Origin of the sequence: Beggiatoa leptomitoformis (assembly GCF_001305575.3) — a bacterium.
GTDB classification, from domain to species: domain Bacteria; phylum Pseudomonadota; class Gammaproteobacteria; order Beggiatoales; family Beggiatoaceae; genus Beggiatoa; species Beggiatoa leptomitoformis.
Window position 1 is genome coordinate 728,588 of record NZ_CP012373.2, and the last position, 21,818, is coordinate 750,405.

The 21,818-nt window shown below is 40.0% G+C and carries 15 protein-coding genes and 1 riboswitch; of the genes, 6 read left to right on the forward strand and 9 right to left on the reverse strand.

Features of this window, described 5'->3' with window-relative positions:
* Window positions 1-3: 3 nt before the first annotated feature.
* Both AL038_RS03130 and AL038_RS03135 read left to right on the forward strand, forming a co-directional pair.
* Entirely contained in the window at window positions 4-1,668 is a 1,665-nt protein-coding gene (locus AL038_RS03130; RefSeq protein WP_062148900.1) for a hypothetical protein, read from the forward strand.
* A gap of 5 nt (window positions 1,669-1,673) precedes the next feature.
* On the forward strand, window positions 1,674-3,107 hold the full coding sequence (locus AL038_RS03135; RefSeq protein WP_062148903.1) for a radical SAM/SPASM domain-containing protein: 1,434 nt from the start codon (window positions 1,674-1,676) through the stop codon (window positions 3,105-3,107).
* 377 nt (window positions 3,108-3,484) lie between these two features.
* Here the strand turns inward: AL038_RS03135 and AL038_RS03140 are convergent, their stop codons facing one another.
* Both AL038_RS03140 and AL038_RS03145 read right to left on the reverse strand, forming a co-directional pair.
* Window positions 3,485-3,859 carry a YraN family protein gene (locus AL038_RS03140; RefSeq protein WP_062148906.1) on the reverse strand — a complete coding sequence of 125 codons (375 nt, stop codon included), beginning with the start codon at window positions 3,857-3,859 and terminating at the stop codon, window positions 3,485-3,487.
* Window positions 3,856-5,661, reverse strand: a complete 1,806-nt coding sequence (locus tag AL038_RS03145) for a penicillin-binding protein activator (protein ID WP_062148909.1) — start codon at window positions 5,659-5,661, stop codon at window positions 3,856-3,858. Before AL038_RS03145 ends, AL038_RS03140 begins: the two co-directional genes overlap by 4 nt.
* Before the next feature lie 275 nt (window positions 5,662-5,936).
* Between AL038_RS03145 and rsmI the strand changes: the two genes are divergently transcribed.
* Window positions 5,937-6,782: a 16S rRNA (cytidine(1402)-2'-O)-methyltransferase gene (gene rsmI, locus AL038_RS03150; RefSeq protein WP_062148912.1), complete on the forward strand. Its 846-nt coding sequence runs from the start codon at window positions 5,937-5,939 to the stop codon at window positions 6,780-6,782.
* 1 nt (window position 6,783) lies between these two features.
* On the opposite strand, the gene mltF is transcribed toward rsmI, so the two are convergent.
* Window positions 6,784-8,223 carry a membrane-bound lytic murein transglycosylase MltF gene (gene mltF / locus AL038_RS03155; protein ID WP_062148915.1) on the reverse strand — a complete coding sequence of 480 codons (1,440 nt, stop codon included), beginning with the start codon at window positions 8,221-8,223 and terminating at the stop codon, window positions 6,784-6,786.
* A gap of 236 nt (window positions 8,224-8,459) precedes the next feature.
* Window positions 8,460-10,346: a phosphomethylpyrimidine synthase ThiC gene (thiC, locus tag AL038_RS03160; protein WP_062148919.1), complete on the reverse strand. Its 1,887-nt coding sequence runs from the start codon at window positions 10,344-10,346 to the stop codon at window positions 8,460-8,462.
* A 52-nt stretch (window positions 10,347-10,398) separates the two neighbouring features.
* Window positions 10,399-10,500, reverse strand: a riboswitch (TPP riboswitch).
* Window positions 10,501-10,837: 337 nt separating this feature from the next.
* Here thiC and AL038_RS03165 point away from each other — a divergent pair.
* Window positions 10,838-12,508 carry a protein kinase family protein gene (locus tag AL038_RS03165; RefSeq protein ID WP_145917047.1) on the forward strand — a complete coding sequence of 557 codons (1,671 nt, stop codon included), beginning with the start codon at window positions 10,838-10,840 and terminating at the stop codon, window positions 12,506-12,508.
* 99 nt (window positions 12,509-12,607) lie between these two features.
* Here the strand turns inward: AL038_RS03165 and AL038_RS03170 are convergent, their stop codons facing one another.
* Window positions 12,608-13,183 carry an LOG family protein gene (locus tag AL038_RS03170; protein ID WP_062148926.1) on the reverse strand — a complete coding sequence of 192 codons (576 nt, stop codon included), beginning with the start codon at window positions 13,181-13,183 and terminating at the stop codon, window positions 12,608-12,610.
* Window positions 13,184-13,278: 95 nt separating this feature from the next.
* Here AL038_RS03170 and tsaD point away from each other — a divergent pair, with 95 nt between their 5' ends.
* Window positions 13,279-14,316 (forward strand): tRNA (adenosine(37)-N6)-threonylcarbamoyltransferase complex transferase subunit TsaD, encoded by a 1,038-nt coding sequence (gene tsaD, locus AL038_RS03175; RefSeq protein WP_062148929.1) that lies wholly within the window; start codon window positions 13,279-13,281, stop codon window positions 14,314-14,316.
* Here tsaD and AL038_RS03180 read toward each other — a convergent pair.
* Window positions 14,298-15,029 carry a 16S rRNA (uracil(1498)-N(3))-methyltransferase gene (locus AL038_RS03180; protein ID WP_062148932.1) on the reverse strand — a complete coding sequence of 244 codons (732 nt, stop codon included), beginning with the start codon at window positions 15,027-15,029 and terminating at the stop codon, window positions 14,298-14,300. The genes tsaD and AL038_RS03180 overlap by 19 nt on opposite strands.
* Window positions 15,030-15,179: 150 nt before the next feature.
* Here AL038_RS03180 and AL038_RS03185 point away from each other — a divergent pair, with 150 nt between their 5' ends.
* Entirely contained in the window at window positions 15,180-15,404 is a 225-nt protein-coding gene (locus tag AL038_RS03185; protein ID WP_062148935.1) for a hypothetical protein, read from the forward strand.
* Between the two features lie 170 nt (window positions 15,405-15,574).
* Here the strand turns inward: AL038_RS03185 and AL038_RS03190 are convergent, their stop codons facing one another.
* The 3 genes from AL038_RS03190 to AL038_RS03200 form a co-directional block, all read right to left on the reverse strand.
* A complete protein-coding gene (locus tag AL038_RS03190; RefSeq protein WP_066246087.1) occupies window positions 15,575-15,979 on the reverse strand; it encodes a group II truncated hemoglobin in 405 nt (134 codons plus the stop codon).
* 83 nt (window positions 15,980-16,062) lie between these two features.
* On the reverse strand, window positions 16,063-17,925 hold the full coding sequence (locus tag AL038_RS03195; protein WP_062148942.1) for an adenylate/guanylate cyclase domain-containing protein: 1,863 nt from the start codon (window positions 17,923-17,925) through the stop codon (window positions 16,063-16,065).
* Window positions 17,926-18,244: 319 nt separating this feature from the next.
* Window positions 18,245-21,733 carry a PAS domain S-box protein gene (locus AL038_RS03200; RefSeq protein ID WP_145917048.1) on the reverse strand — a complete coding sequence of 1,163 codons (3,489 nt, stop codon included), beginning with the start codon at window positions 21,731-21,733 and terminating at the stop codon, window positions 18,245-18,247.
* Between the last annotated feature and the right edge of the window lie 85 nt (window positions 21,734-21,818).

Sequence of the window (21,818 nt, forward strand, 5' to 3'; positions counted from 1 at the left end):
ATTATGCTTGGTAAAGATATAAACATGGGACATGTTGCTGGAAATACAAATATTCAACAAGCTGGATGGGACATTATAAATCCTCTTTTGGTTTTTGTAATGCCACCCGATATTGAAGAGTTACATTCAGACATTTGTCAAGAACAGATTGATTTTGGAAAAGTTATTTCTATATTAAAGAGATGGCAAAAGCAAGTAGATACAAATGATAAGAAATATCTTGTTATTAAAAATGCAATCGAACAACTTGAAGAGCTTGAGCAACGTAAATCTTATTCAATATCTCAGTTAAATAAAGAAGAAGAACTTGTAGTAGCTGTAGATCAATTTCCTGATTTAAAGTATGGTTTTCATAATCAAAATTTGGTTTTTAAAGACATTGTTGATAATATAGAAATAGAACGTATTTTTTATATTTCAGCTCCAGCGGGTTATGGCAAATCTGCAATTTTAAAAAAGATTTCAGCCAACTATGCTGACAAAGGTTATCAATGTCTTTATATCCACATCAATCATTTAGCATTGGAAAAAGAGTATAGCGTTTTTGGTAGAAATCGAGTTTTTCTGTTTGATTCTTTAGAAAATGCAAGTCCAGAAACATTAGTATGGTTAAAACATTTTTTATATCAGTTAAAGGATGCAAGACAAGCTATGTGTTATGCCGTCTTAGCTGGTAGATATCTGGATATTAAAAAAGCTCCATCTATTGCTAAAACACTTGGATTAAATGCGAGAACACACAAGAAAAAATTATCCACACTAACTGAAAAAGAAGTTTACGATTTTATTAGAACAGCTCATTCTAAGTCTCATCCTGACTCCAATGATATAACCCAAATCCCGGATTATGATATTAAAAAATGGGCTAACAGAATCGCTAAGTTAAGTTGTGGACACCCCGGAATTATAAAGGCCCTGGTGGATAAATTAAGTAAGGATGGATATCGTGCTTCTTTTGCAAGCAGTAAAAAAGAACAACAAGATTTATTTAAAGAAATTTTAGAAAAACATCTTATTGAGATATTTATGGTATCAGGAAGTCATCTTGGTGATAATGATGCTGACTTGGCGGATAAATTTATACCTGCTTTTGAGCAATTGAGCATTTTTAGTCGTTTCAATTTATCAATGGTCGAAGGTATGAAAAAATTAAAAAGGATTAGCAATGATATTGACATTTTATTGTTCTTAACAGAGGCAAAATTAATTTGTGAACGGGCTGAAGATGAAATGTCAGAAGGTATTTCTGTTTTTTATACGGATGCTTTAGTAAGGAAGTTGCTGTTAAAAAAAATGGAATTATTCTCTACGGAAGGGAGTTATTTATCTCTCCTCAAAGATGCAAAATCCATGTTAGTTGACTTAGTAGAAGAATGTTATGAATTTGAAACTATTAACAGGAGTCAACCACATGAATTTTTATATAAAATAAACGCAGCAAGAGCATTTGCACAACAGTATTTATATTTATCTATTCAAGAAATAGTTGCAGCTTACCCTGAGAGTGAAAAGATTACTGATGACCAGAGAAAGAAAATCAGTCAAGACATTGAAAAAAATATAGCTGACGCAACTAAGTTGTCTAGAGTGCCTAGAAAAGAATATCTTATAAAGGATGAAGCTATTGAAAAAATAATAGAAGACTATGCCTTAGACGACTTTTTTTAATTATTATGCAACTATCTTATCTATTCTTTTTTACAGAAAATGCTCACTTAAAACAATGTGACGATTGTGCTTGTTCCGAAGCAACATTGACATCTTTTGAAACTAAAAATTATTCAAGTGATACTCAATTCACTGCGATTAAAGATAATTACTTTACAAAACTCAATGATGAGTTTTACTTAGGTTTTAGCCCTTATGCGCCCGCTGGACCTAGTGTCTTAAATCAAGAAGCATTTGAACGTTACCAATGTTTTCTTCAAAGCCCCCAGCCAATAAGTTTGGAAATAGATAAACAATTTGCGCAGCAAAATTTAATTGTTCCCCTCAACCATACTCCTGAGATTTCAGATACAGCGCCTTCACAATTGTCAGTGTGGTTACATGTTACAAACGCGTGTAATTTAGACTGCGCCTATTGTTATATCCAAAAATCCTCTGAATATATGGATGAAGATATAGGTAAACAAACAATTGATAAATTATTTGCAATAGCACAAACACAACAATTTAAACACCTACGTTTAAAATATGCAGGTGGGGAAGCATTATTACATTTTAAGTTTATTAAAAAAATTCATGAATATGCTCAAAAAATTGCGCAAAAAGAACAAATAACATTAAGTGCAGTAATATTAAGTAATGGTGTCGCTATCACTCCGCAGATGGCTAACTGGCTTAAACAAGAAGATATTAAGTTAATGATTTCTATAGATGGAATTGGTACGGTTCATGACGAGCAACGTCCTGATAAACGAGGCAAAGGCTCATTCCAGCGAATTCAAAAAACGATATATGAAATTCTCTTACCATTAGAGATAAAACCTGAAATTAGCATCACTGTCACAGGAATCAATGCCAATTTTATTGCTAACGTAGTCGAATGGGCTCTTCATAATAAATTAGTTTTTCATCTTAATCTTTATAGACATCCTTCCATTTTTCCTACTCCTTTGTTAAAAGAAAATTTAACATTAGAGCAACAGCACGTTATCAATGGAATAAGAGCTGCTTACAAAGTTATTGAGGAAAATTTACCAAATTACCCTTTTCTGAATAACTTATTGGATAAAATGCAATCGACAGCACACACCCATACATGTGGTGTTGGTAAAAATTATGTAGTTGTCGACCATCATGGGCAATTTTCTCAATGTCAAATGCAAATAAATCAAACTATTCCTTCTAAGCTTGCTACTGCAATTGCAGTTTTGCCTACACTAGCAACTAGCACTATCCGTAATTTGCCTATTCAAGATAAAACAGACTGCCAAACATGTGAGTTTCGCTATCGTTGTACAGGCGGGTGTCCTATTGAAACTCATCGTGTAACAGGACGCTGGGACATCAAAAGTCCACATTGTAATATTTATAAAACCCTTTACCCCGAAGCCTTACGTTTAGAAGGGTTGCGTTTATTAAAATTACACGAAAAATTGTAAATTTTTTGTACCTAAAAAATACTATTCTAACCAAATCTCAGTGATAAAATTAATGCTTTTCTGAACAGGATTTGAGAAGAACGTTGTAATTTTAGGCAATCATCAAGTTTAGGTTTAGCGTATAAATTCAAAATATGATGTTCAATCTGTGAAATATTTCCGAGTTGAGCAATGACCGTTTTCATGTAGTGAACGTTTTCGCAATGTCGCTTTATCAAAAGCATTTATATCTTGTTACGCACAGATATAACTAAATCAATCTCTTGAGTCTTCAAGGTATCAAGAAGATTCTCACCGAATTCAGGTTTAGTTAAAAAAACGGATATCACCGCATGAAGCAGTGATATCCATCTGTTTATATTCTTTCTTCTAAACCATCAACCCACGCGAAATGCATCTTTAAGCCATTGAATATCAGGTGTTGTATTGATATTGCCGCTGAGGATAATTGCGTCAAAACGACAAGTGGGTTGCGGGTGAAATGGTTGTTGCTGTAAATATAAACTGGCAGTTGTTACAATACGCTGTTGTTTTTGCTTGTTAATACTTGCAATGCCACCACCATAATGCTGGGTTTGGCGATAACGCACTTCTACAAATACCAGTATCGCTTTTTCCCACAGAATTAAATCAATTTCTCCAAATTTACAGCGATAATTTTGCGTAATAGGTATTAACCCTTGTTGTATAAGGTATTGCTGGGCAAGCTCTTCTGCCCAGTGTCCTTTATCAGCACGAGTAGGCGAACTCATTGCAGACTATAACCACCTTGTAAACTGGTCGGTACACCATTCACAAAACGCGCCCACACCAGTTGTCGACGTACAGAGCCTGTTGTATCTACAGAAAGTAATCCTGTTTGTCCTTGCCATTGACGATAAGGTTGATTGACCAGTGTTATTAGTTGTTGTGTGAGTTGGTAAGCATCAACGCCAAAAGCATACAGACGTTTAAATTGTGCCGCTTTTTGGTTATTTAATGCCGCTTGTAGTTGTTGCGCTTGTGCATCGGGCGCGATAATCCAAGGCATATCGCCAAAAATAACCCCATTGAGGTCTTTATCTACTTGTGGGTCTGGCATACCTGTATATACGTGGGAGGTGCTGTAAATTGGTAAGCGGTTAGCTGCGTAGTAGTCAAAATAAGGACGAATTTGTCGAGCTTGTTGGGCAAATCCTGCCATAAAGACCATGTTAATTGCGGGGTTTGCGGCTATCCGTTTTACAGGCGCGCTAAAGTCATTTTTGTAGGATTCTGCTGAGATAACTTGTCCACCCCGTTTTTGCCATTCTATGCGAAAGGCATTAACAACCCGTGTTCCCCATTCGCTATCAGGAAATAGAATGGCTGCCGAGCGATAGCCGTCTGACCATGCGCGACTGGCAACGTTGCTGGCTTCATCTTCGGGTGAGAGTCCAAATTGATAAAAGTTTGCTGTATTAACAGGAATATCAACGTAGTTTAGTGCTAGTGTTGGGACAGCGAGGCGAGTTTGACTGGTTGCAAGCAGTTTAACGGCTTCTTTTTCTAGTGGTCCAATAATAAAACTTACATCCCCTTTAGCAACAACTTGTTGATATATTTGTAATACATTATTTGTATTAGTGTCATAAACGCTAATGCGTGGTTGTTGTCCTGTGGTGTTGTAAAGAGCCGCAAAGATGCCATCTCGAATTGCTTCAGATTGTGATTTAAAGTTGCCTGAAAGAGGAAGTAATAACGCAATTTGTTTGCCCGCCATGTCATTTACTGGGGGAATATTAGGGTTACTTGCAACAGCCCCTCCCCGTGTCAGGGTTGCGACGATATAGCGATTGGCAGGGTGGTTAGGATAACTGGTGCGCCATGTGTTGAGTGATTGGTTAAGTTGGTCGGCTGGGGTGGTTTGTGTAATGAGGGATAAAGCAATCCAGCCTGAAAAGGCATCTCCTTGTAATTGTGATACTTGTGTCAGTTCTGGCGTGGGTATCATGGAGAGTGTGCGCCAAATATTTTGTTGATTATTTCGCCCTGCGAAAGGGTCTTTTTCTAATAGGTCATCAACTTGAACGAGCATCCGCACAGCTTCTAGGCGATTGCCTTGTGTGGCTAAAATTTCGGCTTGTAATTGGTAGTATTGGGCGCGAATGCTGTTGGGTAGTGTATCGGGATTAATGCGTGTTAAACGGTTATTAACTTCGTCCAAGCGATTTTCTGCCAGTGCAATACGGGCGAGTGCTAATTCAATTTGCATTTGTAATGTTGCAGAGCTGGCATTGACTTTTCCCAGTTCTGTTTTTGCTTGTTCTAATAGCCCCCCATTAATCAATGTATTAACCGCTAATAATTGATAAGTTTGTCGTTGTGGGGCAGCCTGTGTACTTGCAAGACGCAAATACTCGCGGGCAGCTCCTGTATAATTACCCTGCGTTTCTAGGCGTTTTGCTGCTTGAGTGGGGTCGACAATCGTGGGGGTGGTTGCTGTACGGTTTTTTTCGGGAAATAACGCAATGTTTTGACAGCCCATTAGCGTTACTAAGACCAGCATAAGTAAGGTTAGTTGACGAAGTAGCATAGAATTGTGTCTTAGAAGAGGTTGATGGATGTAACTAAAAGGATGATGTGGAGAACAGGCTGTAGTGTCCTTATTCGTTTATTCACTATAAGATTATTAATCATGAAAAATTTTTGTTTGTGCTAAAGCAGCAAGGGTAGAGGCAGAATTTAATTTCTCTCTAATGCTCTCTGTAGTAGCGTAAAGTTTCCTTATTAAGAACGTTATTTAATAATGTTCCCGCCTTGTTTAACACAAGCAGATTTTTATCATAACGCATCTACAGGAGAGATTCAGTGTCAAATACACACGGGGTATTATATGTTGTTGCAACCCCTATCGGTAATTTAGCGGATTTTACCCACCGCGCCCAAGCCGTTTTAGAAAAAGTTCAGGTAATCGCCGCAGAAGATACCCGTCATAGTCGACATTTGCTAACGCACTTTGGCATTAATACACCATTGCAGGCATTACATGAACATAATGAGCGACAAGCAACCGAAACATTACTAAACCGCTTACAAGCGGGGGAATCTGTTGCCTTAATTAGCGACGCAGGCACACCCCTCATCAGCGACCCCGGACGGCTATTAATTGAAACCGCGCATAACGCACGTATTCAAGTTGTGCCTATTCCCGGTGCAAGTGCATTAATCAGTGCATTATCGGTTGCAGGATTGAGCGCGGATAAATTTGTATTTGCCGGTTTTTTACCTGCAAAATCTAACGCCCGCCAACAGCAATTACAAACATTACTCTCAGAAACCCGCACGTTGGTTTTTTATGAAGCCCCGCATCGCATTGTGGAGTGTATCACTGACATGGTGCAATGTTTTGGTGAACAACGGGTAGGAACACTCTGCAAAGAATTGACCAAGTTATTTGAAACTATTTATAGAGATAATTTACAAGGCTTATTAACGTGGCTTACCGCAGAAGCGGAACGACAAAAAGGAGAGTTTGTCATTGTTTTACAAGGTGCAGAACCCATAGATACGCAACAGCTAACAGCAGAAACAGAACGGACAATGCGGATTTTATTAACTGAACTCCCTCTAAAACAAGCGGCAAAACTCGCCAGCGAAATCACTGGCGTTAGTAAAAATACCTTGTACGCATGGGGATTAGCGCAACGAGCATGAGTTATAACATGGGTGTTTGCACGGGCGATAAATATTGTGTGGGTTGTTGTGGTGAAAAAATACGAATTTCGTGGTCATCTGCATGTAATGTGTCTAATGAAGCTAATAATTTGTCATAAAACCGTCGAACATTATTAACGAAATACACAGGCTCACTGCCCCGCGCATAACCGTGTCGAGTACGACGATACCAAGTCGGCTCGCTCAACAATGGCAAGGTTTTTTTAACGTCTATCCAACGTTTCGGGTCGTGTCCTTGTTGACGGGCTAATTGTTGCGCGTCATATAAATGCCCTAAACCCACATTATAAGCCGCTAAAGCCAACCAAGTACGGTCTGGTTCAGGCACATCCTCATCCACTTTACCCCGTAACATCAAAAAATATCGTGCAGCACCATCAATACTTTGATAGGGGTCTTCGCGGTCTTGAATATTCACTTCCATTGCGGTTGCATGTGTCAGCATCATAATGCCCCGCACGCCTGTGTAAGAAACCGCTTCAGGATTCCAGTGAGATTCTTGATAACCCATAGCCGCTAACAACCGCCAATCTAAGTTATACAACAAGCCCACCTGTTCAAAATATTTACGGTAAAAAGGCAACCGCTCTTCCACATGACGATAAAACGTGCGGGTATCAACATAATCAAACTCAGTAAAATCAATATGTCCATAATAACGGTCAATTAAACGGTCTAAATCACCTGACGCACGCAAACGATTAATAAAGCGCATTGCCGCAATATATAAACTATCATCACCCACTGTGCGCGGAAATGCCCACGCAATCAACTCATCCTCAGCAACTTCAAAACTAACTTGCAATTCAGGAAAAAAGCGTTGTATCTGCGTGATTTCACTCGCATGTAATAAAGAAAATTTAATTTCACCCGTATTGATTTTTTCTAATACTTCAGCTGGCGATAAATCAACGGTTTGCCATGTTAAATGTGGATAATCTTGTTGTTGCAAGCGTGTGACCAAATCAACTTGGCTTGTTCCCTCAATAAGAACGAGCGTGGTCGTTTCATTTAAATCCGCCAAACTGCGAGGCACATTTGGCGTATTTTTACGGTACACCAATTGATGCGTTGTTTTTTGATAAGCAGGACTAAAACGCACTTGTGAACGGCGTTCATTATTAATAGTCAATCCTGCGGCGGCAAAATGGACTTGTTGACTCACAACCATCGGTAAAATATCGGCATAACGCTGTGCAACTACTAACTTTAATTGTACCCCTAACTCCGTTGCAAACTGTTGAGCAAGTTCATATTCAAGCCCCATTGTTTCCCCATCAACGTTTACATAATAAGTCGTCGGACTTTGGCGGGTGACAACGACTAATTCACCTTGTGTTTTGATTGTTTCTAGCAACGTGGGTTCTGGAGAACAGAACGTGACGATAAAGCCTAATAAAATGGTTGTCAGAATTTTCATAAGCATTATTCACAGGTTAGTAAAGCATCACTGTTATGTATGCACAGAATGGAATGTCAGACACTCTAAAACAAGCCCTTTATAAAAGCAATCAATAATGAGGAAAATGAATATATTAGTAGGTGTTTATCTGGATTGATTTTTAGCCACTATCATAAAAAACGGATAACACTGCTTAAAGCGATGTTATCCGTGCGATTTGGTAATACTTACATTACCACATAAAAAATAATGATTTAACGATACAACTTTGCACCTTGTGCGGTAAATTCTTCCGCTTTTTCCGCTAACCCTGCTTCTACTGCAATCTTTACATCGACAATGCCTTTTTGTTTGGCATATTCACGCACGTCTTGAGTGATTTTCATTGAACAGAAATGTGGACCACACATTGAGCAAAAATGGGCGACTTTTGCCGATTCTTTAGGTAATGTTTCATCATGAAATTCTTGGGCTTTTAATGGGTCTAAGCCTAAACTAAATTGGTCTTGCCAACGAAATTCAAACCGCGCTTTAGACATTGCATTATCACGCACTTGTGCCGTTGGATGTCCTTTGGCTAAATCAGCGGCGTGTGCTGCAATTTTATATGTCACAATCCCTTCACGTACATCATGTTTATTCGGTAAACCAAGATGCTCTTTTGGCGTGACATAACACAACATTGCGCAACCATACCAACCTATCATCGCCGCGCCTATGCCTGATGTAATATGGTCATAACCCGGTGCAATATCTGTTGTTAAAGGTCCTAATGTATAAAAAGGGGCTTCATCACATTCTTTTAACTGCTTGTCCATATTCTCTTTAATAAGATGCAAGGGTACATGTCCTGGCCCTTCTATCATCACTTGTATATCTTGTTGCCATGCTTGTTTGGTTAATTCGCCCAGTGTTTCCAACTCGGCAAATTGTGCTGCATCGTTTGCATCAGCAATAGAACCGGGGCGTAATCCATCACCTAATGAAAAAGAAACATCATACGCCTGCATGATTTCGCAAATGTCGCCAAAATGGGTATATAAAAAACTCTCTTGATGATGCGCTAAACACCATTTCGCCATAATCGCCCCACCACGCGACACAATCCCCGTTGTTCGTTTTGCGGTTAATGGCACATACGCTAAACGCACGCCTGCATGAATGGTGAAATAATCCACGCCTTGTTCCGCTTGCTCGATAAGCGTATCACGGAATATTTCCCATGTTAGTTCCTCTGCCTTACCCTCTACTTTTTCTAAGGCCTGATAAATAGGGACTGTACCAATAGGAACAGGCGAGTTGCGTAAAATCCATTCACGGGTTTCATGAATATGCTTACCTGTGGATAAATCCATCACCGTATCCGCACCCCAGCGAATCGACCACACCATTTTCTCAACTTCTTCAGCAATAGATGAAGTTGTCGCCGAGTTACCAATATTGGCGTTTACTTTAACCAAGAAATTCCGCCCGATAATCATCGGCTCAACTTCTGGGTGATTAATATTAGCGGGAATAATTGCCCGACCACGTGCGACTTCTGCACGGACAAATTCAGGCGTAATAACGTGAGGAATGCTTGCACCAAATGATTCACCTTGATGACGATTGGCTAAATCAGCAACCGATAATGTTTCTATCCGTTGATTTTCCCGAATGGCAATGTATTCCATTTCAGGCGTGATAATTCCTTGACGTGCATAATGTAATTGGCTGACATTCCGCCCCATTTTTGCACGGCGCGGGGTACGCATTTGATGGGCAAAACGTAATGATTGCAAGCGTGAGTCATCTAAACGCTCTTTACCATAACGGGATGATACGGTTGATAACACCTCAGTATCGCCACGTTCAATAATCCAATTGCTACGCACATCAGAGATTCCCTGACGCACATCAATTTTAACCGCAGGGTCACTATAAACACCTGAAGAATCATAGACTGTAACGGCTGGATTATGCTCTATTTCCCCTGTGGACAACTGGGTATCTGATAAACTAATTTCACGCATAGGCACGCGAATATCAGGGCGACTGCCCTCAACATAAATTTTACGTGAGTGAGGAAAAGGAGTTAGGGTAGTCGCATCGAGTTGAACAGATTCGCTCAATGGGATAATTGCAGGTGATGATACGCTCATTATTCTCAGTCTTATTTAAAGGGTTAAAACAAACAGCGCAGGAATAACAAGCGGTTATCTAAACGCGCATCCCTCCGCTGGTACTAACCAGTTCAGGTTCAAAGGGTCTTTCTCAGTTTTCAGCGCATTGCTAAAAACACCCCTAGCCGTTTTAGACAGTGTTCAGACTATCTAAGTGAAATAGTAGCATTATGTGAGCAGATAAGTCAGGTATCACAAGCTAGACCTGCATTATATTGGGCAAAAGTAAGCGAGATACTTTTCCATCGCACGGTATTATCCGTTTATTTATAGGCTTGCAACGGTCTATTAACATTCAACGTATGATGGTAATAAAACAGATTTTTCCCCTGTATTCCCTCATTGACGCGGACATTTAAGGGGCGATGTTTTCTTATCCTTGCTTGAACATATTGAGCATTCTGCAAAACACCCGATAACAACATGATAAACTAATAATTAACCATAACACTGCATATAGGCACATCACAATGGACTATTACATGCAAGGCGGGGGAAAAGTAAAACTGGTCGATACCGATTTTGTTGCTGAAGGGGGAGAAGGCAAGATTTATGTGAAGAATAAAACAGTTTACAAAATTTACACCGACATTGCCCGCGTAATGCCTGTTGCTAAGATTCAAGAACTCAATGTGTTAGACCATCCTTGCATTGTTCGCCCATTAGCACTGTTGCTGGACAAAAATAATCAACCTGTCGGTTTTACCATGCTACAAGCGGTTAATACCCAATCGCTACCACGTTTATTTACCAACGATTTTCGTCAACAGCAAAATATTAGCGATTCGATGATTTTCGCTTTATTAGAAAAAATGCACGAAACTATCCATTTTATCCATCAACACCATTGTTTAATGGTTGATGGAAATGAAATGAATTACTTAGTAGATACCCAAACATGGGAAAAGCCGTATTTTATAGATGTGGATTCTTATCAAACCCCCCATTTTCCAGCCACCGCATTAATGCCATCTATTAAAGATTATCATACACAAGGATTTAGCCCACTAACTGATTGGTTTGCTTTTGCTATCGTCGCCTGTCAACTGCTGGTTGGCATACATCCTTATAAAGGTAAACACGCCAATCATAAAGGCTTAGAAAGTCGGATGAAAGCCAATATTTCCATTTTTAACGCCACAGTTTCCCTACCCGCTGCGGTGCGTGATTTCGCCATTATTCCCAGCACATGGCAAGATTGGTTTATCCGTTTGTTTGAAAAGGGAGAACGCCTTGCACCGCCACTATTATCAGGTAAATTACCCGCACCTGCGCTACGTGTACATGTTGTACAGGGAACAAATAATTTTACGGTGACGCTGTTACACGATTATAAAGAACCTATTCGGGAACATCATTATTACAATGGATTAAATACCATTTTTGTAAAAAATACGGTTTATATACAAAAACAGCCTTTTTCTTTACAAAATACGACAACACAAATTATTTACGAACCGCGCAGTTTAACAGCACTCGCCGCAACGATTCATCAACAACAATTACAACTCACGGTTTTATCAACAGGAGAAGTGCTTGCCCTTACGTTGAATGCAGAGCAATTATTGTGCGTTAATAATAATTTATATGTTGTGCAATATGACAAACTTATCACCATTCAGCTACGTCAAGTCAATGATAAATTATTCGCCAGCAGTGGGACTGTATGGCAAATCATGCCCAATTCACACCAAGTTTTTCAAGGGATTATTTATCAAAATGTACTGGGTAAGCCTTATTTAGTCATCCCTTACCAACAATCTTGCGCCATCTTGGCTGTCCCCGAATTAATGGGTTATAAACTCATTAATGCAAAACATGATAAAGGGGTTGTAATGTTGATGGGGCGAAAGAATGGGCAATATGATGAAATAATTATTCGTTTTAACGATAACTACAGTCAGTACGATGTCCGCGTTTTAGAAAATCGGGATATTTTAGAAAGTAACTTTGTAACATTGGATAATGGCGTTGTTATCCATATTCCCGAAGAAGGGGAAATGCACATTTTCCATCGTCAGGCGAATGCCATGAAAACGATTAAAGACCCCTTTATTCGTACTTCAATGCGTTTATGTCATGAAGGCACGAGCGTTTTATTTTATGAAGGTACAACGTTGTTTGGGATGAAAATGAAATAGGCTAAAAAACTATTTGAAGCAGAATTTTTAAGGTGATTAGATAACCCGCGTTTATTCTGCTTCAAACAGGTTTTAAGATGGATAACACTGCGCAATCTATCAAACGCGGTCTATCCATTTATCCATTGTCGGGGCGTGATAATCTTCAAATGCCTGTAATAAGCGTTCAGGTCTTTCTTCAACAAGTAAACTTTCTAAGTGTTCACTTCTTAAAAAACCTTGTGCAACGGCATGTTCCAAAAATTCTAATAAATAGCCAAAATATCCTGCAATATTCAGGAGTCCACAAGGGCTATTGTGTAGCCCTAATTGTGACCATGTGAGTATCTCAAATAATTCATCTAATGTTCCCCACCCGCCCGGCATTGCAATAAAACCGTCGGATAATTCCATCATTTTTGCTTTGCGTTCATGCATACTGTTGACAATAATTAACTCCGTAAGCCCCTGATGAGCAACTTCCTTAGCAACAAGAAACTCGGGAATCACACCAATAACATTGCCGCCCTCAGCCAGTACCGCATCCGCTAAAACCCCCATTAAACCAATATTGCCACCGCCATAAACCAGTGTTATATCGCGTTTAACTAAGGCTTTACCTAACGTCTGTGCGGCATGGCTGTAATTAGGATGGCTGCCTTTATTCGCACCAGTAAATACGCTAATACTTTTCATTGTTATGTACCTCATGGGTTGGGGTCAATAAGTAGCGCAAAGTGCTTGTGCGCTATACACTACGCCTTTTCTTTTAATCAATAGATTGCTCAATTATGCGTGTGTTAGGTATAGAAACATCTTGTGATGAAACAGGGGTTGCGCTGTATGACAGTGAACAGGGCTTGTTAGGACATGAATTATATAGCCAAGTAGCACTACATGCACAATATGGCGGGGTTGTGCCTGAGTTAGCTTCGCGTGACCATGTGCGCAAAATTATTCCCTTATTAACAACATTATTAGCAAAAACAGCAACACGTCCACAACAAATAGCAGGGGTTGCTTATACCGCAGGGCCCGGACTGATTGGCGCGTTATTGGTGGGTGCATCTGTTGGGCGTAGCATCGCGTGGACGTGGGGAGTGCCTGCCATTGGCGTGCATCATTTAGAAGGGCATTTACTCGCCCCTCTGTTAGAAACCCCCGCGCCCACTTTTCCTTTTTTAGCATTATTAGTATCAGGGGGACACACGCAATTAGTCGCTGTGCGTGGAATGGGTGAATATCAATTATTGGGTGAATCGGTGGATGATGCCGCAGGGGAAGCATTCGATAAAACAGCTAAATTACTGGGTTTAGGCTATCCGGGGGGAGCTGCACTAGCGCATTTAGCCGAGCAAGGTCATCCTAATGTGTTTCATTTTTCCCGCCCAATGACGAATCGTCCGGGTTTAGCATTTAGTTTTAGTGGCTTAAAAACCCATGTTTTAACCGCTTGGAAAAGTCAGGAAAATCCATCAGAACAAACACGTGCTGATATTGCCCGCGCATTTGAAGATGCAGTAGTTGATACATTGGTCATTAAATGTCGCCGTGCTTTAAAAGAAACGCGCTTGCAACGGCTGGTTGTCGCGGGGGGCGTGGGGGCAAATAAACAATTACGGCATCAATTGCAAGTGTTGGGTCAAGAATTAAACGTAAAAGTCTTTTATCCCCGTATTGAATTTTGTACGGATAACGGCGCGATGATAGCGTTAGCGGGTTGTTTACGCTTGCAAGCAGGACAGCAAAGCCCATTAAATTTTAATGCCCATCCCCGTTGGCTGATGACGCAAATTGATGCAACTTATTCTCAACTTAAATCACCATAAAGCATTTGAAAAATGGTTAAAATAGAAATAGTTGCTGTTTCTGTGCGTAAAATGCGTGTTCCCAAACTCACCGCTTTATAGCCCACTTGTTCTGCATCAGCTATTTCCGTGTCACTTAAGCCACCTTCTGCCCCAATTAAGACCCGTATTGCAGTGGGTGGCGTTGCCATGTGCAAGGGCAGTGCTTGATTAGCCGTAGGAGAAAGGACATAAGCCAAACCGTCTGCGGGTTCAGTTAAATACTGTGTTAAAGACGTAACGGGTCTAAGCAGTGGTAGGCGATTGCGTCCTGATTGTTCGCAAGCACTAATGAGGATTTTTTGCCAATGTTGGGTGCGTTTGGTTGCGGTGATAGGGTCTAAACGCACGCTACGTTCCGTCATGATGGGAACAATACAAGTTACGCCCAGTTCAACGGCTTTTTGCAACGCATAATCCATGTGGTCGGTACGGGAAATAGCTTGTACAAGTGTTAAAGACAGTGGGGATTCGCGTTCTATTGTATGCCATTCACTTACCCGCAACCGTGCAGATTTTTTGCCTACGTCAATCAAGCAGGCATCATATTCCCCCCCTTGCCCGTTAAAAACTCGTAATCTATCGCCCTCACGCAAACGTAGCACGGTCAACATGTAATGCAACACCTCTTTAGGTAAGTCAAAAACGGTATTTGTTGCAAGCGGAGAAGCGAGAAAAAAACGAGATAAACGCATAATAAATCCTAGTCTGAGTCGAGAACCCGCTCTATTTTACTGCACTCGTCGGTTTTCTTCTCAAAAATCCCTGTAAATTATAAGAAATAGATAAGATTCTATTATTGATAAATATTGTATAGTAACCGTATTTTAAAAAGAGAATAAGAAATGACCTATTCAACAGATTTCCGTAAAAAAGTATTGCTCATTACCAAGTTTCACTTGGTAATACCTATTCGCCAAGTGCTGCTTGGCGGGTACTTGAACGCCCCCCGCTTAAGTCCGCTTGTACTCGGCAAGCGGAGCTTGCAAGGCAGGCATTACCAAGCAGAGCTTGGTAACGAGCAAAATCTTGATTCAGGCAATCTTTTAAAGATGGATACCACCGTTTGATGCGGTGGTGTCCGTACTATTTTTGTAGGAAGTTCGCTGAAGGGGAAATGAAGGCTAAACGGGCGCGCTAATTTTAAAACGGATGTATTATGGTAAAAAAACAGGTGTCTAGCGCACTTTACATCCGTTACGGCTTAGACATCCTGTCTGATTAAGTGTTGACTATCAATTTATGTATTGCTGACTTCTTCTTTGTTCCGTAAAAAATCAGCCGTTCGGAAAAAAGAGAGTTGCAACTCTTTTTGTAATTCCTCTGATAAGCCTATATCGCGCATTGCTTGATACATACATAGCAACCATTCATCACGCTCTCTCTCACCAATCGCAAAGGGTAAGTGACGAGCGCGTAAACGCGGATGTCCATATTTTTCAACGTAGAAATTAGGCCCGCCCAACCAACCACTTAAAAAATCAAACAAGACTTGTTTTACTGCGGACAAATCACGCTCGTGCATTGCCCGAATGGTCTGGGCTTCTGGCAATGTATCCATCAATTCATAAAAACGATTGACGAGTTCGTGAATTTTAGGCTCACCACCTAAACGCTGATAGGGTGTTAAAATATTAAGTTGCATAATTAAATTCTACAGTTAGCAATATTAAGTTAGATAACATTTAATAAAGACAGAACAAATGTAAACGTTATCTAAAATCTATTTTAAGAAGACGGTTTCAAACTGATACGGTATAAAGTATGTGATTCTTGAATACCCTTGAGTCTAGCGGTAAATGCGTTGACAGTTAGGTCAGTACAGGTATCTAGCCATGCTTGTGCGGCTTGATAAATCACGGCGGATAAAATAATGTCATCCCCTTCGCCTATTCCTTGTACTCGAGCAGCAAGATTAACAGTAGAGCCAAAATAATCCAGTTTTTCGTTAAGATTTAACGCAATACACGCCCCTTTGTGTAACCCCAGTTTAATGATTAACTGCTCTTCTACACTATGATTTTGATTATAGCTAGTAAAGCCCCGTAAAATATCAACACTGGCTTGTACGGCTTCAAGATGGTCAGTAAAAACTGCCATGACTGCATCCCCGATGGTTTTTACCACCCCACCATGATAACGCGCAATGATGGTTGTCATGATGTCGAAATGTGCTTGCACCAACGCAAATGCGCTCGCATCGCCGCGTTTTTCATATAATTCCGTAGAACCTTTAAGGTCAGTAAATAACAGGGTGATGTTAGAAATACCCAGTTGCACACCGGGGCGCAACACTTCCGAGCTAAATAAATCGCGGAAATCTTGTAACGTTGTTACCAATGCAGCCGTTGCAATACGCCCCTGATAATCCATTTTTTCAATTTTTAAGATTTGCCAATCGTCTTGTATATTCTCTATTTCTACGTGTAAAGAAGAGGCAAAACGTTGTGTATGCCGTAGCGGAAAAGCCTCGCCTAAGGTGAGTTTGAGTGTTTCAATCGCTTGTTTATCATCAATACCATCGGTGACGTACCCTTGTAAATCACCTTGCATCGTAGGACTGGTAAAACGATACATTCCTTCAGGTAAATCTAACTGCACAGTGCGTTGTTCTTGCGGGTCCATCGTCACTTGCGCCCAAATATGAGGCGTTGCAGCAGGGCTACCCGCGCAATAACTAGCCGTGTCTAATGTACGCCATTGCGGTTTGGGTCTAAAAGTAACTTCTACATTTTGTTCAAATTGCGCATCGTATTGAATATTGCAGGCAGTACAATGGGCTGTTGGCGAGAATTCGATAAGTCGTGAAGTATGTTTACCCGCACCCCGACAACTAGGACATAAAATATCCCAGCTCATTTCTAAAAACCCCTGCTTGGTGGCTAAGAGACAAAAACGTAATACGTCCATACGCGGTAATTTGTAATAATCCGCAATTTCAAACGGGCGAAGGATAAAAACTTTTTTATCTGGCGCAGTGCAAACATATTCAGCCACGTTAGCAGGAATGATGCTATTAGGCATGAGCGTTTCCCATGCTTGTTGTAAGGCTTTTATTTTCTCTTGGGTTTCTGTAGCGGGTTGAAAAAAAACATCTGTCGTTACAGTTTGATGAGACGGTAGTCGCTTATCAATATCTTTATAAATAGCAACAACTTTATCTAATTCATTCTGAACAGATTTTTTTAAAGGCAGGAGATATTTTCCAACATAGTAATATCGGCAGGTTAATAAACAACCGCCCGTCGCTTTATTCGTTAGTTGCCATTCACCGCGAAAATATCGAAATAGCCCTTTTGAATATGCCCGTTCTACAGAAAACGTATGCGGTGGCAACCATTGATAAGGGATTTCTTGATAAGCTTCTTTAAGCCATCCATCAGATGATTCTACATAAATCAATGAACCACCTTGTACTTTGGGAACAAATGTATATTTTAAGGGGGATAAACCAATTTTTTTGTCGATAATGTCAGTATTAATAATATAACGCCATAATTGCGACGCATCATGCTGTAAGTTAATTTGTGCTTCTACATAATGGGCTTTTTCACGCAGGCGTTTAATTGCATTCAGTGTAACAGGCGGCATAACTGTCTATTAGCTCAGTAAGGAGTGATAAATCGGGAAAGGCATATATCATGCCTGATGCGTAAAAACCATAAATCGTTCGAATAATAGGTGTTCTTTATTAAAAATGCTAAATGCGTAAAGCATTGTTATGGGGCGTGTCAGCAAAGAACACCATTAGATAATGCAAGATAAAAAATTTCCCCGCGACTCTCGTCAACAGGGGAAGTTTTCTCTCACAAAAAGGATTTACGTTTTTATCCCTCTGTTATTAAATAAGAAGAGTAGAAAGCGGTTACGTTCTACCGCTGTACTACCATAGATTCTTTATAAGTGCGCATTACCCCATGTACGGTTGAATTAAATTAGCTAACTCATCTAATTGAAATTCTTTAACCATTTCACGCGCATGACGCACAAATGGACGTAATTTATGCTCTTGTACTTCAATCTCGTCTAACTTATCAAATAAACCATTTAAATCGCCCATCATGGCTAAATCGTGCAAATAGTGCGCTAATTCAGCACTGAGCGGAATAATTGCTTTAGCATCAAAAACGTCTTGTGTTTCAGCGTCTGTTACGATGACTTCATAATCCCAAACGAGTTGTAATTGTGTTTGTAATACACTTAATAATTCATTTTCCCGCACAGGCTGTGGAATAAACGCGGTACAACCCGCTTGTTTGCTATCAACTTGATGACGCTCAAATACACTTGCGGATACGGCAACTATTGGGGTGTTATAAAAATCAGGCAATGTTTTTAAATGACGCACGGCTGTCAGCCCATCCATGATAGGCATTGCCAAATTCGTAAAAATAAGGTCTGGATGTAAGGCAATAGCTTGTTTTATCGCGTCTTCACCATTTTCTGCCTCGAATATTTCAAAGCCCAGTGGCTTAAGTAGCTTACTCAATACTTGCCGATTTTGTTCTTTATCATCAACAACTAATAATCGGCGACGTTGTCCTGTGTAGCCTAAAATACGCGGTTGAACTTTATCACGCGCATTGACTAGGGTTACGCTGGGTAATTGGAGTGCAAACCAGAATGTACTGCCTTGTCCTAATTGACTATCAACATGTAATTCTCCGCCCATCATTTCAACTAAACGTTTCGTAATGGTTAGCCCTAATCCTGTGCCTTGTGCTTTAAAGCGTTGCTCACCTGTTTGACGGAAAGGTTGAAAAATATGTTCTAAATCTTGTTCGGCAATACCTACGCCCGTATCTTCAATTTGAAAGCGTAAAAACTGTTGTTCGTCATAGCCAATTTTAAGAATTACATGTCCTTGTTCAGTGAATTTAATCGCATTGCTTAATAAATTGAGTAGAATTTGGCGCAAGCGTTTTTCGTCCGCTTTAATTCCTTGTGGCTGTTGTGTGACGGCCTGATAAGTAAAAACGATATTTTTTTGGCGGGCGCGAACGGTAAATAAATCAACAATGCTGGATAAAAACTCTTGCAAATCAAATTCTACAGGGGCTATTTCAACTTTATTGGCTTCAACTTTTGCAAGGTCTAATACGTCGTTGATAAGCGTCAGCAGATAATCACCGCTGTGTAAAATAATATTCACACCATCACGTTGTTCATCAGTCAAGGTATTATCTTTTAACAAAATTTGTGCATAACCGAGAATGCCATTGAGTGGTGTACGGAGTTCATGACTCATATTGGCTAAAAAGGTGCTTTTGGCATAGTTGGCAAATTCAGCCGCATTCTTCGCCTGTTGTAGTTCTGTTTGTTGTTGTTTAATATCACTAATATCATGAAGAATGCCTGCAAATTTTTGCTGGTCACCCACTTCAAATTCACCCACACTGATTATTAGTGGAACGGCCGTTCCATCTTTACGCCGTCCAATGACTTCTCGTCGTGTGCCAATAATGCAATGTTCACCTGTTTCTCGATAGTGTTGTAAATAACCATCATGTTTCTCTGCATATTCAGGCATCATCAGGATGATGATATTTTTATTGATGAGTTCATAAGTTGCGTAATCAAACATTTTTTCTACAGCGGGATTACAGGATTCAATAATGCCGTAGTTATTAATCACGACAATGGCTTCGCCTGCGGTTTCAAAAATTGCGCGTAATTGTTGTTCACGTCCTTGTAATGCTTTATTGGTTTCTTGTAAGCGTTGTTCTGCCAATAAACGTTCAGTAATATCTTCAGCCGTACCCAACATGCCAATAACGTTATTATCTGTGTCATGTAACGGGATTTTATTTGTTTCTAACCAGCGTGCAGCCCCCTCTGCTGTTACAACTGTTTCAATAATATGCAGTTGTGCGGTATTACTTTCCATCACTTGTTGGTCTAGTTGACGATAATATTCCGCTTGATTTCGCCAAGGCATATCATCATCCGTTTTGCCTACAATATCTCTGGGGTGGCATTTAGCCAGTTGCGCTACTACTTGATTACAACCTAGAAAGCGATATTCTCGATCTTTCCAGAAAACCATTTGTGGAATACTATCAATGACACAACGTAGTATTTCCTCTTGTTTACGGAGCATTTCCTCATTTTTTTTCTGTTTGCTAATGTTGCGGACAATAGAAACAATATGTCCTGTTTGCTCTGGTTGATGAATATATTGCAAGGTTGCTTCTACAGGAATAAGCCTACCTGTTTTGTGATACATCATCCCTTGTTGAGTTAATGCCCTTTGTTCCCCTGTGAGAAGCGGATGAATTAAAACCTTAAAATTATCAATTTGATAATTAACTGCCAATTGGTTGGGCAACATTTGCATCAATTCTGCTTCTGAAAAACCAAACTCATTAATAGCACTTTGATTCACATAGATTAAAGCCAGTGTGTTCGGGTCAGAAATAAATACGCTATCAACCGTCATATCCAAGATGGTTTTAAACTGTTGCAGGCTTGTGTTGGCTTTATCAACTAATAATTTATTGTGTCGCAGAGAGATAAGCAGATGTTGCGTATTTATCAACGACCATGCGACCAACAGCAGAAGAAAGCTAACAATAACTCCACCAGCAAGGAGAACAGAAGGTACTTTACTATTAAATAAAGCATCAAAACTGGGTTGGGTTGTGAATGTAAATAACCATGTTTGCCCATGAACATACATATAACGATTTTCTACCAGACCTGCGTTAGTATTCTGCCCTGCTGATTGATATAACAGTGTTGTTGCTGTGTTATTAGTTACTTGATACAGTTTAAAAGCAATTTGTTGCGTGTGTGCGGTCAACACACTATCCATCACATCTTGTAATTTGAACGTTGCTAAGAGCAATCCTGCTAAAGCAGATTGTCTATCTGCACGGGTTTTTATCGAAGCCCCACGTTGATAAATAGGCAAATATATAATAAAATCAGAATATTGTTCATCTTGTGGATTGGCTACTTGATAAGCACTTAATGTAACGAGTCCTGTATCACGGGCTTGATGAATAGCCAATTGTTGTTGTGGGTCATTGAGCAAGTCATAACCCAATAGTTTCATAAAATCGGAGGGCGGGTCTATGTAGAGAATTGGCGCGTATTCGTCACGTTCACCCGTAGGCTGAATCATGTAATAAGGGAAGGTATTTGCACGCACTTGTGCAAGATAAGTCTCTTTTTTTGCCCCTAGAATATAAGGTGCATACCCCTGCATTTTAATCCCTAAATAATTGTTATTATTAACATCTAAGTATCGTAAATAGTTACGCCATTCCCCCAACGTTATCGTCTCAGAAGAAGCAAATAAGCCAGCGCGGCTCAATAATGCCGCCTGATAGTTTGCCATTTTCTCCTGAATGGCATGTTCTATCCGCTCAATTTGAGATGCGAATTGACTATGCATCGTTTTATCAATGCCCCGCTGGGTAATAAACCAAATCCCCGCAGTAAACAAAAAAGAAACGCAGGGAATAGCCCAGAGAAAAGAG

Excerpts from the sequence above, each read along its gene's own strand:
- AL038_RS03180 (WP_062148932.1), bottom strand. The coding sequence starts at position 15,029 with ATGCGTTTATCTCGTTTTTTTCTCGCTTCTCCGCTTGCAACAAATACC.
- thiC (WP_062148919.1), bottom strand. The coding sequence starts at position 10,346 with ATGAGCGTATCATCACCTGCAATTATCCCATTGAGCGAATCTGTTCAA.
- mltF (WP_062148915.1), bottom strand. The coding sequence starts at position 8,223 with ATGAAAATTCTGACAACCATTTTATTAGGCTTTATCGTCACGTTCTGT.
- tsaD (WP_062148929.1), top strand. The coding sequence starts at position 13,279 with ATGCGTGTGTTAGGTATAGAAACATCTTGTGATGAAACAGGGGTTGCG.
- AL038_RS03130 (WP_062148900.1), top strand. The coding sequence starts at position 4 with ATGCTTGGTAAAGATATAAACATGGGACATGTTGCTGGAAATACAAAT.
- AL038_RS03165 (WP_145917047.1), top strand. The coding sequence starts at position 10,838 with ATGGACTATTACATGCAAGGCGGGGGAAAAGTAAAACTGGTCGATACC.
- AL038_RS03135 (WP_062148903.1), top strand. The coding sequence starts at position 1,674 with ATGCAACTATCTTATCTATTCTTTTTTACAGAAAATGCTCACTTAAAA.
- AL038_RS03170 (WP_062148926.1), bottom strand. The coding sequence starts at position 13,183 with ATGAAAAGTATTAGCGTATTTACTGGTGCGAATAAAGGCAGCCATCCT.
- AL038_RS03145 (WP_062148909.1), bottom strand. The coding sequence starts at position 5,661 with ATGCTACTTCGTCAACTAACCTTACTTATGCTGGTCTTAGTAACGCTA.
- AL038_RS03185 (WP_062148935.1), top strand. The coding sequence starts at position 15,180 with ATGACCTATTCAACAGATTTCCGTAAAAAAGTATTGCTCATTACCAAG.
- AL038_RS03190 (WP_066246087.1), bottom strand. The coding sequence starts at position 15,979 with ATGCAACTTAATATTTTAACACCCTATCAGCGTTTAGGTGGTGAGCCT.
- AL038_RS03140 (WP_062148906.1), bottom strand. The coding sequence starts at position 3,859 with ATGAGTTCGCCTACTCGTGCTGATAAAGGACACTGGGCAGAAGAGCTT.
- AL038_RS03200 (WP_145917048.1), bottom strand. The coding sequence starts at position 21,733 with ATGCATAGTCAATTCGCATCTCAAATTGAGCGGATAGAACATGCCATT.
- AL038_RS03195 (WP_062148942.1), bottom strand. The coding sequence starts at position 17,925 with ATGCCGCCTGTTACACTGAATGCAATTAAACGCCTGCGTGAAAAAGCC.